Annotated in this window: 14 protein-coding genes and 1 pseudogene; 6 read left to right on the top strand and 9 right to left on the bottom strand. The window is 66.4% G+C overall.

Going from position 1 to position 13,651, the window contains the following annotated elements; translation table 11 throughout:
• Positions 1-50: 50 nt before the first annotated feature.
• The 3 genes and pseudogenes from NF4_RS37225 to NF4_RS37235 form a co-directional block, all read left to right on the top strand.
• Positions 51-924 (top strand): annotated as a pseudogene (locus NF4_RS37225) (IS5 family transposase); the annotation flags it as partial.
• Positions 925-1,101: 177 nt separating this feature from the next.
• A complete protein-coding gene (locus tag NF4_RS37230; RefSeq protein ID WP_157120727.1) occupies positions 1,102-1,329 on the top strand; it encodes an AAA family ATPase in 228 nt (75 codons plus the stop codon).
• Between the two features lie 48 nt (positions 1,330-1,377).
• Positions 1,378-1,644 (top strand): P-loop NTPase family protein, encoded by a 267-nt coding sequence (locus NF4_RS37235; RefSeq protein WP_063131282.1) that lies wholly within the window; start codon positions 1,378-1,380, stop codon positions 1,642-1,644.
• 169 nt (positions 1,645-1,813) lie between these two features.
• On the opposite strand, the gene NF4_RS32770 is transcribed toward NF4_RS37235, so the two are convergent.
• Complete coding sequence (locus NF4_RS32770; RefSeq protein ID WP_063131346.1) at positions 1,814-2,140, bottom strand: histone-like nucleoid-structuring protein Lsr2; 327 nt, start codon at positions 2,138-2,140, stop codon at positions 1,814-1,816.
• Between the two features lie 971 nt (positions 2,141-3,111).
• Here NF4_RS32770 and NF4_RS32775 point away from each other — a divergent pair.
• Positions 3,112-3,318: an SHOCT domain-containing protein gene (locus tag NF4_RS32775; protein WP_232330754.1), complete on the top strand. Its 207-nt coding sequence runs from the start codon at positions 3,112-3,114 to the stop codon at positions 3,316-3,318.
• 344 nt (positions 3,319-3,662) lie between these two features.
• On the opposite strand, the gene NF4_RS32780 is transcribed toward NF4_RS32775, so the two are convergent.
• The 4 genes from NF4_RS32780 to NF4_RS32795 form a co-directional block, all read right to left on the bottom strand.
• Positions 3,663-4,085, bottom strand: a complete 423-nt coding sequence (locus NF4_RS32780; RefSeq protein ID WP_063131284.1) for a DUF302 domain-containing protein — start codon at positions 4,083-4,085, stop codon at positions 3,663-3,665.
• 43 nt (positions 4,086-4,128) lie between these two features.
• On the bottom strand, positions 4,129-4,374 hold the full coding sequence (locus tag NF4_RS32785) for a YgaP family membrane protein (protein WP_063131285.1): 246 nt from the start codon (positions 4,372-4,374) through the stop codon (positions 4,129-4,131).
• 42 nt (positions 4,375-4,416) lie between these two features.
• Positions 4,417-4,683, bottom strand: a complete 267-nt coding sequence (locus tag NF4_RS32790) for a metal-sensitive transcriptional regulator (RefSeq protein WP_063131286.1) — start codon at positions 4,681-4,683, stop codon at positions 4,417-4,419.
• Between the two features lie 82 nt (positions 4,684-4,765).
• Positions 4,766-6,850 (bottom strand): MMPL family transporter, encoded by a 2,085-nt coding sequence (locus tag NF4_RS32795; RefSeq protein ID WP_063131287.1) that lies wholly within the window; start codon positions 6,848-6,850, stop codon positions 4,766-4,768.
• A gap of 265 nt (positions 6,851-7,115) precedes the next feature.
• Here NF4_RS32795 and NF4_RS32800 point away from each other — a divergent pair, with 265 nt between their 5' ends.
• Entirely contained in the window at positions 7,116-7,724 is a 609-nt protein-coding gene (locus tag NF4_RS32800; RefSeq protein ID WP_063131288.1) for a mycothiol-dependent nitroreductase Rv2466c family protein, read from the top strand.
• A 5-nt stretch (positions 7,725-7,729) separates the two neighbouring features.
• Here the strand turns inward: NF4_RS32800 and NF4_RS32805 are convergent, their stop codons facing one another.
• Positions 7,730-9,097 (bottom strand): wax ester/triacylglycerol synthase family O-acyltransferase, encoded by a 1,368-nt coding sequence (locus NF4_RS32805; RefSeq protein ID WP_063131289.1) that lies wholly within the window; start codon positions 9,095-9,097, stop codon positions 7,730-7,732.
• An 88-nt stretch (positions 9,098-9,185) separates the two neighbouring features.
• Positions 9,186-10,547: a wax ester/triacylglycerol synthase domain-containing protein gene (locus NF4_RS32810; protein ID WP_232330755.1), complete on the bottom strand. Its 1,362-nt coding sequence runs from the start codon at positions 10,545-10,547 to the stop codon at positions 9,186-9,188.
• Positions 10,548-10,813: 266 nt separating this feature from the next.
• On the opposite strand from NF4_RS32810, the gene NF4_RS32815 reads away from it, so the two are divergent.
• Positions 10,814-11,740, top strand: a complete 927-nt coding sequence (locus tag NF4_RS32815) for a universal stress protein (protein ID WP_063131291.1) — start codon at positions 10,814-10,816, stop codon at positions 11,738-11,740.
• Positions 11,741-11,780: 40 nt separating this feature from the next.
• Here the strand turns inward: NF4_RS32815 and NF4_RS32820 are convergent, their stop codons facing one another.
• Positions 11,781-12,692, bottom strand: coding sequence for a universal stress protein (locus NF4_RS32820; protein ID WP_063131292.1), 912 nt, complete (start codon positions 12,690-12,692; stop codon positions 11,781-11,783).
• 16 nt (positions 12,693-12,708) lie between these two features.
• Positions 12,709-13,596, bottom strand: coding sequence for a universal stress protein (locus NF4_RS32825; RefSeq protein ID WP_063131293.1), 888 nt, complete (start codon positions 13,594-13,596; stop codon positions 12,709-12,711).
• Positions 13,597-13,651: the final 55 nt, after the last annotated feature.

Here is a 13,651-nt window from a genome sequence, read left to right on the forward strand (position 1 = left end):
GGCAGTGTCCTCAAAGCCTGTGCGGTCGAGGTGCGGGTTTGATTTGATGTGTGGTCGTGGCGCGTAGGCATGAGTTGACCGAGGAACAGTGGCGCACGATCGAGCCGTTGTTGCCGGTCTCGGGGGCAAAAGGCCGTCCGCGGGTGGATGACCGGCGGATCCTGAACGCGATGCTCTACAAGGCCAAGACCGGTGTGGCGTGGCGGGACCTGCCCGAACAATACGGGCCCTGGAAAACGGTCTACAACCGGTTCTGGCGGTGGTCCCGCAACGGCACCCTGGCGATGCTCGTGGCGCAGGTGCAGGTGATCGCCGAAGCGATCGACGAACTCGATCGTGAAGTGTCGGTGGCTTCCTCGCTCGTGCGCGTTCATCAGCACGCCGCCGGCGCTCGAACGCGTGTGGTTCACAGAGGAGGACAACGGATCCGGGTGCGGGCACAGCGAACCAGTTGATCATGCCATCGGACGTTCTCGTGGTGGCCCGACTACGAAAATCCATCTGGCTTGTGACGGCCACGGCCGGCCGCTGACGCTGCTGCTGACCGCGGGCAACGTCAACGATTGCACCATGTTCACCCAGGTCTTGGCCGGGATCTGGATACCGAAACCCGGTCGAGGCCAATTATGGAAGCGACCGCGGCGGATCCTGGCGGACAAGGGATACTCCACCCGCGCTATCCGCGCTCATCTGCGCACTCGTGGGATCGCCGCCACGATCCCCGAACGCGTCGATCAGCAGGCCAACCGGCGTCGCCGTGGCAGTGCCGGTGGCCGGCCGCCGGTGTTCGATCCGGTGGCCTACCGGCGGCGCAACGTGGTCGAACGCTGCTTCAACTGGCTCAAAGAGTATCGAGCGATCGCCACTCGTTACGACAAAACCGCCACTTCCTACCGCGGGATGCTCGACCTGGCTACCCTGCAATGCATATTTAATTGCGCATATCTGAGTATCACAATTCCACGAACAGCGTGGAAGAGCCCGGTCCGCGAGCCAATCCACTGAAGCTGGAGTCCGCAAGCCGCGCGGCCGTGTCGACTCGATCGACTTGGTGTCACCGGACACGAAACGTGTCCTGCCGAGCGCCACTACCGTGAGGCTATGCCCGGCCCACTCCCCCAGCCCGGAACGCTCCTCGTGCTGCGCGGCAACTCCGGATCCGGCAAATCCACCATCGCCCGCGCCCTGCACCAGCACTTCGACCACGGCCGAGCCACCCTGATCGCCCAGGACAACATCCGACGCACCATCCTGCGCGAACCCGACACCCCCGACGCCTTCAACATCGAACTGATCGAACTCATCGCCACCACCTGCCTACCCCGCTGACAACTGGTCATCGTCGAAGGAATCCTCGACACCGACCACTACTGGCCCATGCTCGAAACACTCACCCGAGCACAACGCGCCTTCTTCTACGCCTGGGACCTCACATTCGAACAAACCCTCACCCGGCATGCCCAACGGCCACAAGCCACCGAGTTCGGCGAGACCGCAATGCGGTCGTGGTACCACGGATGGCAACCACTGCCCTTCGTCACCGAAACCCGCATCGACCACACCTGGACCCAGAACGCCACCACCGAACGGATCCTTCACGACCTACACGAATCAGAACATCAGGACCAGACCGCGTCGAGCTGAGCTCCGAGCGAAACATCGGACTACTCCCCCCTGGGGGACCCAGACCAAGTCTCTCGCAACACCGGTTCACGGCCCAGGTCAGTCATTCATGCCCATACAGGCCGCCGGAAACACCTTGCAGCACAACGACAGTTCCGCGGACACCTGACCTGTCAGGCTCGCCCTGGAATCAGCTCGCCGCCCGCTGGTATGCCTGCAGCACCGTGGAGGGAATCCGGCCACGCTCGGGCACGTCATGCCCATTGCGGCGCGCCCACTCCCGCACCGCCTTCGCATCCTTGTGCCGACCCGCCGCATGAGCCTTGACCCGGCTTCGTCCCCCGACCTTGCGCGCGAACGGAATCCACTTGTCCAGGCCGGCACGGAGATCCCGCGCATTCGCCTCGGACAGGTCGATCTCATAGTCCACCCCGTCGATCCCGAACGAAACGGTCTCAGCGGCCGCGGACGCGCCATCCAGATCGTCGATCACGGTCACCACAACCTTGCGCGCCACTCTCCACACCTCCACTAACCAAAACCCGCCCGACCACTGCACTCTCCGGCAGAGTAACAGCGCCTCACCGGCCCCCGCGCACAACACCGACGAAAACAGTTCCCTGCCGGGACGGCATCCAATGGATACATCCAGCGCTGCGTGCCAAGATCAGCGCCTGGACACTCAGGACGAGGATTCGCGGTGCCCGCCGACAGCGCCGGTCCATGTCAGAAAGCGCTTACGGTGACCAATCCTGTCCCGCAACTGCGCCGGTCCCAACCATGACAGGAGCCTGTCGCAGGCTGGTTTCTCATCCTTGATGCCGGTCACAAACGGTCTTTCGGAATGGCTCGTGACTCCGGTCCGAGGTACACCAGCCACTCTTGGTGCCCGTTGACGACGATGCGGGGGAATGTATCCCAACCACAGGTCAGTCGGCCGATATTGCAGAACCGGAATGACATCAGCGATATGGCGAAATGTGGCGCGCTACGATGACCTGCCGTTTTCTCAGTACTCTCTCAGCTCAACCCGAGTTGAACCCCCACAAGTACCCACCTGCGGCTTCGCGTTGATCCAATGAAACAACCCGCTCCACCCGCGTAGATAACCGCAGGTAGAACGGGTGACACGGCATAGTGGTTGTGTCCGGAGGGGGAATCGACCACTACGCCCACGCATTCCGTCAGCGCCATCTTCTGGTCGTCCAATAGGGCGGCGCTGGCCTGTTTCGGAACGCGGGGCTATTGCTCTGGACGGAGCACCCGGCATCGCCGGTAACCGCGATCGATCCCGAGCCAGCGAAGGTCGATCGCACCCACCACGAGCAGAAGGGCCTTATGGCCCTCGGGTAGCGACTCGAGGCACTGGTGGTACCGAGCGGGCGCGACCACGCTCGATGGCAAAGAACAATCTCGAGCGAGGAGATTTCGACGTACTGGTGCGGGCACGGTATGAACGGTTGGGGCGTTGTCCTGATGGTCATAGCGATGGTGCTGCTTACCGGACTGATCACGGTTGCCGTCGTCGCGATCATCCGCACGGTGTCGGCCTCACCGCGGTCTTGGGGAACTTCTTCTCTGCCGGGAACGAATGCCGAGCAGCTGCTCGCGGACCGCTTCGCGCGTGGGGAGCTCGACGACGAGGAGTACCGCCGCCGCCTGCACACCTTGCGCACCGGATCTCCTCCGCGTTGACCCGGCCGCCGGCACCGGCCACGCACAACGGGCGAGGTCGATCCGCTGAATCGTCATCGGACCGATCGCGCGCCACCATAACCGGGCCGCAGATCGCAGCCATTTCGTTGGGCGCCTCGACACCGAACGCCTCCAGCGGAGTGCGCTCACCCGGTAGTCAACGCGCGATACGTCATTACGTCCTCTACCGGGCCGAGCGTCGCGCCGGGTAATCAACCGGTGGCAATCCGCGATGGTGCCGTCGACAGCGCTACCGGAACATCACGGCAGGGGTCCGCGGCGGCGGCGCTTCTGTCTCCCGGCCGTTCGGCCGTGGGCATACGCCGAATATGGAGCTCGCCTTGTCAATGCGTGGTTGCATGGAGAGAGTTGATGGCAGCCCGGAGTCTCATCGAGGCCTCCTCGGCGACGGATGTCAGTGCTGATTCTCCGGTGACCTGAACCATAACGTTCGGATTCATCGCTTCGACCAGTACATCGGTGTCCTTTGCGGGATCACGACGAACGATAACGTTGCAGGGCAACAGGAGCCCGATCTGGCGATCGATGTCGACAGCGCGGTGGGCCAGCGGTGGATTGCAGGCACCGAGGATGAGATAGTCCTCCATTTCGTGGCCGAGCTTGGCCTGGAGCGTGGCGCGCATATCGATTTCGGTGAGTATGCCGAATCCTTGCTCCGACAAGGCCGCGCGCGTGCGTTGCACCGCGTCGTCGAACGTGGTGGTCAAAGTGGTGGAAATCGCCAGTCCGGTGGTGGTGTCGGTCATCTGCTCATCTCCTGTTCCGGTGGGTGGCTGTGTCCGCGCGGATTCAGGTGCGCGGGTTCGTGCAGGTGAAGGAACCGGCGGGGACGCCGAGACGTGCCATGATCAGTGTCGCTGGGCACCAGCCGACCGCACTGTAGAGCAGCAGGTTCGCTCCGACGAGCATGGCAAGGACCAGCCACCACGGGGACAGCACGGCGGCCAGGCCGGTACTCACCAGGACCAGGACTCCGGCAAGCGACGGGACCAGGCGGTCGATGGTCCATTCGCGGTGACGTACAAGGGTCGACATATTCGTCCGTCCTTCTGCTGACGGTTCCTGGACACGCGGAGGTCAGGCCAACGCGAGGAACAGTTTTTCCAGCTCGTCGACAGTCATCGGGTTGGTGTCCGCATCCTCGCGGTCGAGGCATTCACGCAAACCGGTGGCGACGATTTTGAATCCGGCGCGGTCCAGCGCGCGGGATACGGCCGCGAGCTGGGTGACCACGTCTTTGCAGTCGCGTCCGGCCTCGATCATCGCGATGACACCCGCGAGTTGGCCGTGGGCGCGGCGCAGCCGGTTGAGTACGGGAGCGATGGTGTTCTCGTCGCCGATCATGGTGTGTTTCTCCTCTTCACGTCCCCCACCTCATAATACCCCCCAGGGTATCGGGTCAGCGTGAGTCGGGCAGGGACATCGGTCAGTGGTGAGCGAAACTGATGCTCGGCAGCACTCTGCGCAACCAGCGGGGCGACCACCACGCACCGTGGCCGGTCAATCGCAGAATGACCGGTAGCAGGACCAACCGCACCACGAGCGCGTCGAGCAGGACCGCGACGCCGAGGATGATTCCCATTTCCTTGGGTGGCAGCGGCTGGGCCAGAGCGAAGGTGAAGAACACCGCGACCATGACCGCGGCCGCCGCGAAGATCACCCGCCCGGAATGCGCCAGTCCGTCGATGTGGGCGGCCTTCGGGTCCTCGGTGCGCTCGTAGTGCTCTTTGGCGGTTGCCAGCAGGAACACGGTGTAATCCATGGCGATCGCGAAGATCATGGCGAAGAAGAACACCGGACCCCAGCCGTCGAGGAATCCCTGCGGGGTGAAGCCGAGCAGGCTCGCGCCGTGACCGTCCTGGAAGATCAGTTTCGCCACACCGAACGCGGCGGCGGTCGACAGCAGGCTGACCAGGGTGCCCAGCGCCGCGATGAGTGGAGCCTGCAGCGCGACCAGCAGCAGCACGAAACCGAGTACGAGGATCACGCCGACGATGATCGGCAGATAGTCGTCGAGCGCCTGCTGCAGATCCAGGTTCTCCGCGGGTGCGCCGCCGACGATCGCCTGGTCGGGTAGCCGCTCCCGCAGGTCGTCGAGGATCGCACCCATGCGTTCGTCGGAGGGGTCGACTTCGGGCAGGGCCTGCAGCATCACCAGATCCGATCCGTCACCGGAGGACTGGGCGGGGGTGACCATGGCGACACCGTCGGTGGCCGCGGCCAGACGTCCGGTTTCGGCTGCGTCTCCGGCCGGGGCGACGATCTGCAGCGCTCCCGGAGCACCGGGGCCCAGCTGCCGTTGCACGAGTTCATACCCTTGACGCACCGGTGCGTCCGCGGGCACGACCTGGATCGAGGGCATCGCGACCTTCAACCCCAGCACCGGAATCGACAGCCCGATCAGCACGGCGAGCGCGGCGACCGCGAACGGCCACGGGTGGTTGTGCAGCGTCGCGCCCCATCGCGCGAAATGCGGGGACCGGTGCTGTTGCCGTTTCGCGTACGGGAGCGCACCTGCGTTGATCTTCTTGCCCAGGGCGCCCAGCGTCGCGGGTAGCAGCGTCAGGGTAGCGGCGAGTACGAACACCACGGCCAGCATGATGCCGACGGCCATCGTGCGCACCGCCGGAGCCGGGACGAGCAGCACCGCCGACAAACTGACCAATACCGTGATGCCCGACAGCACAACCGCCTTGCCGGCGGTGTCCATGGTTTCGGCGACCGCCCGCCGGGTGTCGGCTGTTCTGGTCAGCGCGTCCCGGAAGCGCGCGACGATGAACAGGGCGTAATCGATTCCGAGCGCGAGGGCGAACATCATCGCGAAGTTCATCGCCCACACCGAGATGGGTGTGATCTGGTTCAGCAGCACCAGTCCACCGGCGGAGGCCACCAGACCGGCGACGGTCAGCAGCAGCGGCAGCCCCGCAGCGACCAGGGACCCGAATGCCAATACCATGATCGCGAGCGTTACCGGCCAGGAGAACAACTCGGCCTTGACCATGGCGTCGTGATTGGCCTTGTTGAAATCACTCCAGAGGGCGGACGCGCCCGTCGGATAGACCTCCACTCCCCCGTCCGACAGCGCCGTCAGGGCCTCTTTGTGGTCATCGACTGCCCGAACCATATCGTCGGTGGATGCGTTCGCGCCCGCGATGAGGATCCCGGTGTGACCGTCGGGACTGATCGTCGTTCCCGGCTGCGGAGCGATCACGGGCCCGAATCGGTCGTCCCCGGCGAACACCTGAGTGATCTCGCCGATCACCTGGGTCATCGCGGGACTGCCGACGGTCTCGGTGCCGGAGTGCACGACCACCTGCACAGCGGCCGAGGAGTTCCCGCCGAAGTGCTGTTCGGCGACTTCACGCACGCGCACCGACTCCGACCCGTCGGCCTGCCAGCCCGCACCCGCGAGCGAGGTGAACACACTGGGCGCGGCGGCGCCGAGGGCGATCAGCACTACCAGCCATACCCCGAAAACCAGGCGCGCGCGCCCGGCCATGGTCGCACCCATTCGCGCGAGCGGCCCACCCAGCGGCGTGGGCGAGGGTGTCGGGGCGACCGCGGTCGCAACGCGTGTCGACCCGCCGCCTCCCCGCTTCCGAGTTTCTTCGCTCATCGGCACACTCCTCCGTTCATATACCCCCGGGGGTATTCATCCCGGCCGACTATACCCCGGGGGGTATATTGATGCCATCGGGCCACTCGTGCATCGCGCTTCCACGGAGGACTCGCACAAGCCGTCCCGGCCCACGAGCCGCACTGAAGGAGGAACGACCATGATCGAGATCGATCTGTATCTGGACCCGGTGTGCCCGTTCGCGTGGGTGACGGCGGGCTGGTTGCTCGACAGCGCAGCCGACGCCCACCGGGTGACTCTGCGGCAGATGAGCCTGGCGGTGCTCAACGAAGGTAACGACGCCGATACCGGCCACCAACCGATGATCGATCGATCGCGTCGGGTGGGCAGACTATTCGCCGCGGCTGCCGAACGGTACGACGAGGCCGTCTTCACCACGCTCTACCGGGAATTCGGATCACAACTACACATGGAAGGCCGACCGCCGGAAACTGCCTCGTTCAACGCCTTGTCCGGCGCCGGCCTCGACCCCGCGTTGACCGGTGCACTCGACGAGGCCGCATACGATCCCGCGGTGGCTCGCTTTCACCGAGCGAGTCAGGACACGCTCGGCGGCCCGGGCGGCAGCCCGATCATTTCGATCGACGGACGCGGATTCGCCGGACCGGTCCTCACCGCGCCGCCGCGCCCCGAGCGGGGCCGTGCATTGCTCGAGGCCCTCGTCACCACGGCCACTGTCCCGGAATTCGCCGCTCTGCAACGCCCCTACCAGGGACCGCCGTCCTTCTCCCCCACCGAAGACCGGTGAGACGCCTACCCGTTCTCCCCGTCCTTCGCGGGCGGACCGGAAGAATCGCGACCGCAGGCGGCGCGCGCGGCGAGTTCACTTACGGCGCTTCGGATCCCGTCCGCCAGCATGTCGATATCGGGGGTCGTGTCGTAATCACCGGTGATTCCGAACACCAGGTGATCGTGGTAGCTGAGAATCGCGATCGCGGTCCGCAGGCGCATAGCGATCGGCACCGCGGGCAGCAATTCCAGCACTTCATGGCCTTGGAGTGTGAGCTCGTGCCGCGGTCCTGGGACATTGGTCGCCACCGCGGCGACACTGCGCTGGGGAAACCGCGTCGCGAGTCGCAGAGTCCACGCCACTGCGGCGAAGGGTAGCCATTGAGCCAAGCCGAGGACCGTATGCTCGGCACCCGCGGCACCACCGGATTTCTGGGTCTGCATGGACGTATGGACGGCGCGCAGGCGGTCGACCGCGTCGGTTCGGTCGATCGGCAGGTACGGCAGAACTGCCGAGACCTGGTTGTCCAGAACATATTTCGCGTGCTCGGCCCGCATGGACACCGGCACGAGGATGCGCAGTCCGTGTGTGGTCGGTGTCTCGCCGCGCCCCAGTAACAGTTCGCGGTAGCCCGCGGTGATCGCGGCGAGGACCACGTCGTTGACGGTGACCCGGTACTTCGCCCCGATATCGGCGACCACCGGAAGCGACACCCGTACTGCGATGTATCGACGCCGGTGCCCGATGGGCCCGTTGAGCGAGGACACCGGTCCCGGTTCGACCACGGCCGCGCCGACCGGAACGAGACGACGCACCGTGTCGAAGGCGATCCTGGGCATCGACACCGGAAGCTTCAGCAAGGCCGGGAGTTCGGGTGGCCGCTGTGCACGACGCGGAGGTGCCCGCTTGCGCGCGGCCGACGGCGGCGGATCACAGAGGTTTGCGAAAACTGCCACTCCGGAGATTCCGTCCACCAGGCTGTGGTGTGCTTTCAAGACCAACGCCCAGCGGTCCTCGGTCAGGCCCTCCACCACGACGCATTGCCACAGCGGGTGGTCGCGATCGAGACGCTCTTCGATTTCGGTGGCCACCAACTCCCACAGTGTCCTCTCGTCGCCGGGTCGTGGCAGGGCTGTCCACCGAATATGGTGAGCGAGGTCGAAGGCGGGGTCGTCCTCCCATTGCGGGGCGGTCACATCGAATGGGGCGCGATGTACTCGTTGCTTCATCCGGGGCATCCCGCCGAGCCGCTGCCCCAGCGTCGCGGTGAAAGCGTCGCGTGGGGGCGGCGGACCGTCCAGGATCGCGACAACCGCGATACCGAGGCTGATCCGCCGATCGGCGTCCTCCAATTCGATGAAACCGGTGTCGAGTGCACGGAGCTCGGTCATCACGCACTCCTGTCGCGAGGGTGTTGCCGCACGGTCGGCACGCCGCCGGTGGCTGTGGCGTAGATGTCCGACCGGCCGGTCATGATCCTCATCTCGCAGCGGCATCCGCGCCGGAACCGAGCGCCGACACTGCGCGGAACCCGGAATCGAGGCAGGCGGTGAATTCCGGCAGATCCGGCACCGCCGCCGTATCGACATTGATTCCCACACAACATGTTCCGAGATAGGAGATCAATGTCGCGTTGAACGCGGTGCCGATGGTCGGACCGAACGCGTGGATGCTCTCCACCTCGGCGCCCGCGAGGTAGAGCGGGACCGGTGAGCCCGGTACGTCGGAGGCGACGAAGTCGATGTGCTTCAGCATCTGCGCCAGCGCACCACTGGGCAGCCGGTTGAATACGGCCGCCACCGCGTTGGACAGTGGGATGGCGGGTTCACGACGCCAGCGGTCGACGAGATCGTGCACCACCCACATCAGGTCCAATACGTCGTCGGTGTGGACCGGAATACCGAATCTGGCCAGGGTGATCCGGTTTCCGCCGATCGGATCGTCTTCGGCGCGGATACTGATCGGGACCGTCACCCGCAGCTGCTCTATCGGCGCGTCGTATCGAGCGTGGTAGGAACGCAATCCCAGGAGCAGGGCGGTGAGGAAGGCATCGTTGACGGTGCATCCGGCCGTGAGTGCGGATTCGGTCAGCTGTTGGAGCGGCACCTCGAGTACCGTCAACCGCCGTCCGAGGCTGCGTTCGGTCATCACCGGCGACATCGTGGTGACCACGGGACGGGCCAGGCGCGCCAGCGAGGACGTGAGGGCCGCGCCGCCGCGTGCGGCGGCGACCGGATTCCAGGCCGCTCGTCCGAGCGCCGCCACCGCGGACACTCCGCCACGGAGCAGTCCATACCCCGTCGACCAGTTCCACGCCAGCGTATCGGCGACCTGCCCGGACACGGACCCGCTCAGTCCGCGGACCGGTCCGCGTTCTGTCCCCGCTCGGGTGATATCCAGTATCTGCCCGGCGATCTCCATACCGCCGACGCCGTCGGTCAAACTGTGGTGGACCTTGAGAACAGCCGCCGTGCGCCCTTCGGGCAAACCTGTCAACAGGGTCAATGTCCACAATGGGCGGGCGGGGTCAAAGGCTGTCATCACCTCGTTCCGGGCGAACTCGAGCACATCGGACCGATCCGCCGCACCCGGCAGCGCGGCGCGGCGAAGATGCCAGGACAGATCGAAGTTCGGGTCCGGTTCCCAGCGGGGCGGGGCGAGACCCAGCGGCACCGTGGACAGGATGTGCCGGAACCTCGGGACCACCCGGGTTCCCCGGTCCACTACCCGCACCACCGTGTCCCATTGTGGCTCCGCGTCGAGAACGAGCACCGAGACGATGGTCGAACGGAGCACGGGATCCTGTTCCATGCTCCAGGTGAACAGGTCCGACTGGGTCATATGAGAGGCACCGGAACCCATCCTCGGCTGCTTTCGTTGTGGGCGATCGGTAAGAACGTCGTCATCTTCACTGTTCCCCCACCGTCCGATCGCCGGCAGAGGCGAAGGTCACCGATCCGCGGTATCGGAACCGCCACGCCGTCCACCGGAAGGAATGGACTATCGCCTTTCGGCCCCCGGGTTCGTGACAAACGACAGGCGTGCCGGGCCGGGAGGGCTTCTAGCCTAGGAATACTGTGCCCCGTCGAGCCGAAGGGACTCACGACATGGCCGCCCACCGCACGGACCGACCACACAATCTGGCCTCCGCTGCCATCGTGGTGGGTACCGACGGTTCCGCCGCCTCCCACCGGGCAGTGCACTGGGCCGCGGAAACCGCGGCCCAGCGTGGCCGGACCCTGCACATCGTGCACGGGCTCGATCTCACGGCCGCCGCGGCCGCACTGGGCTCCTACGACGTGCTGGCTCCCGGCGTCATCGACGACATCCGCCGGTGCGGGGCGGAGTACATCACCTCGGCGACGCACCTGGCCAGGGCAGTCGCTCCCAGCGTCCGGATCCGTACCGAGGTCCGCGAGGCGGAATCTGCGCGCCTGCTCATCGCGCGATCGGCCGACGCGCATATGGTCGTCCTCGGCGCGGCCGGCGACAGCGGGACGTTCGCCCACCTCGGCTCCACGCTGCTCGCTGTCGTCGCACACGGGCGAGGGACCGTGGCGGTGGTCCGGCATCGTGGTGCCGAACTCCGGTCCGGCGGCGGATACCCGGTGGTGGTGGGCATAGACGGCAGCGCCCGGAGCCAAGCCGCCCTCGCCGCCGCCTTCCACGAGGCCGCCGAGCGCAGGACCCGGCTCGTGGCGGTACACGCCTGGTGCGATCAGCGCTTCGATCGCTTTGCCGGATACCCGAATACGATCACGGACCCGGTAGTAGCCGCCTCCGCACAGGCCCTCCTGTCCGAACAACTCGCTGGTTGGCAGGAGAAGTATCCCGATGTCCCGGTCCTCCGCAAGGTCTACCCCGCCGGGCCGGTTCATCAGTTGATCGAGTGGTCGAGGCTGGCGCAGCTGGTGGTCGTCGGCAACCGCGGCCGGGGTGGGTTCCGCGGCCTGTTGCTGGGATCCACCGGCAATGCGCTCGTCCAGCATGCGCACTGTCCGGTCATGGTCGCCCATACCGAACAGCACCGCTGATTCCTGCTTCCGGCCCACGAATTGACCCGCGCCTCGCAGCTCATCGGGCGTCCCGCGCGCGGACGATGATCATCGGAGTATCCACGGCATGCAGCAGCGCGTTGCTGGTCGAGCCGAGCAGCATGCTCGGGAAACCGCCGCGCCCGTGGCTGCCCACGACGACCAGCTGCGCGTCGTCCGAGGCATCGAGCAGCGAGCGGACCGGCCGGTCCGCTGTCACGATCCGCTGGACGGGGACGTCCGGATATCGCTCGCAATAACCGGCGAGGTTCTCGGCCAGCTCCGCTTCCGCCGATGCCCGGGCGCTGTCCCAGTTGCGGACCGGGATATCGAGCCCGCTGGTATCACTCCAGGCGTGCAGCGCGGTCAACCCGACTTCGCGGCGCGCCGCCTCGTCGAAGGCGAGTTCCACCGCCGCGACGCTGTTGCCGGTGCCGTCGACGCCCACCAGCACCGGCCGGCCGGCCGATACCACGTCCAGTGGGGTGTCGGCGTGGATCACCGCGACCGGGCACTGCGCGTGGCGGGTGACCGCCGTACTCACCGATCCGAGCAGGCCGCGTTGGAAGGCGCCCAGGCCACGGCTGCCGACCACCAGCATCCGCGCCGTGGACGACTGCGTGATGAGTGCGGGCACGATGAGCAGATCGGTCGCCTCGGTGGTGATGGCGAGTTCGTGGCCCGGGGTCGCTGTCCGGGCCACGTGCGCCGCCTCGGTGAGGATTCGCTCACCCTCTTCACGCATCCAGCGCAGATCGTTCTCGGTCGCGATCGCTTCGGGTCCGAAGCCGGACGGAATCGTCCACGAATTGACGAGGTGCAGCCCGCAGTGATGCATACCTGCTTCGACAGCGGCCCAGGCAACCGCCCGGTAGGCGCTCGGTGAACCGTCCGCCGCCGCGACTATCAACGCCTCGGAGTGTTCCTGCGGGCCGGATCCATGGTCTGCCATCGGCTTTCCTTTCCTGCTAATTCCTCATCGGCCGACCGTGCACGACCATGAGCGGGCATTCCGCCGCGTACAGCAGCGCGACTGTGGTCGCCCCCAAGACGGTGCCCGGGGCTCCGCCACGGCCGCGGCGGCCCACGACCAGCAGCTGGGCCCACGCCGATTCGGCGGTCAGCGTCCGCGCGGGCGCATCGGTCCGGACGACCCTTTCGACCTTTACCTGGGGATAGCGCCGGGCGGGACCGGTCATCCACCGGCCGAGCAGAGCTTCGTCGGTGGGACGCCTATCTGTGGGTAGTGCGATTCCGCTGGTATCGCTCCAGGCGTGCACCGCCACGAGCCCCACCCCGCGACGCGACGCCTCGGCGAAAGCGGTCTCCAGCGCGACCAGGCTGTGTGGGCTACCGTCGACCCCGACCGCTACCGGTTTGTGCCGGGAGACGGGGTCGGTGCCGGATTGCCCGGATATGACAGCGACGGGACAGTGCGCGTGCGCTGTCACCGCGGAGCTGAGCGAACCGATGACCGTCGGGGCGACCCCACCGCGGCCGCGCCTGCCGACAGCCAGCATCGCCGCCCGCGCCGAGCGGTCCAGGAGGGTCGGGGTGACCAGTTCGAAGGTCAGCTCTGTCGTGATCGCCACCGAGCCGCCGACCGTCGCGCGTGCCGCTCGCACCGCTTCGTCGAGCACCCACTCCCCGTCCGCCCGCAGCCATTCGATCTCTGCCTCGGCCGGCACCGAGGTCCCCGAACGAGGCGGCAGTGCGCACGAAGTGAGCAGATGCAACCTTTGCCCCTGCAGCTGGGCTTCCAGCCCGGCCCATGCCGCGGCACGCAGCGACGGGAGTGAGCCGTCGACACCCACCACGATGGGTGTGCCGGCTTTCTCGGCCGGGACCTCTGCCATCGGTTGCTCCGTCCTGGTCCGGCGGCGCGTAGCCGGTCTTCACCTACCGACAAGC

This window comes from Nocardia fusca NBRC 14340 (genome assembly GCF_001618425.1).
Lineage (GTDB): Bacteria > Actinomycetota > Actinomycetes > Mycobacteriales > Mycobacteriaceae > Nocardia > Nocardia fusca.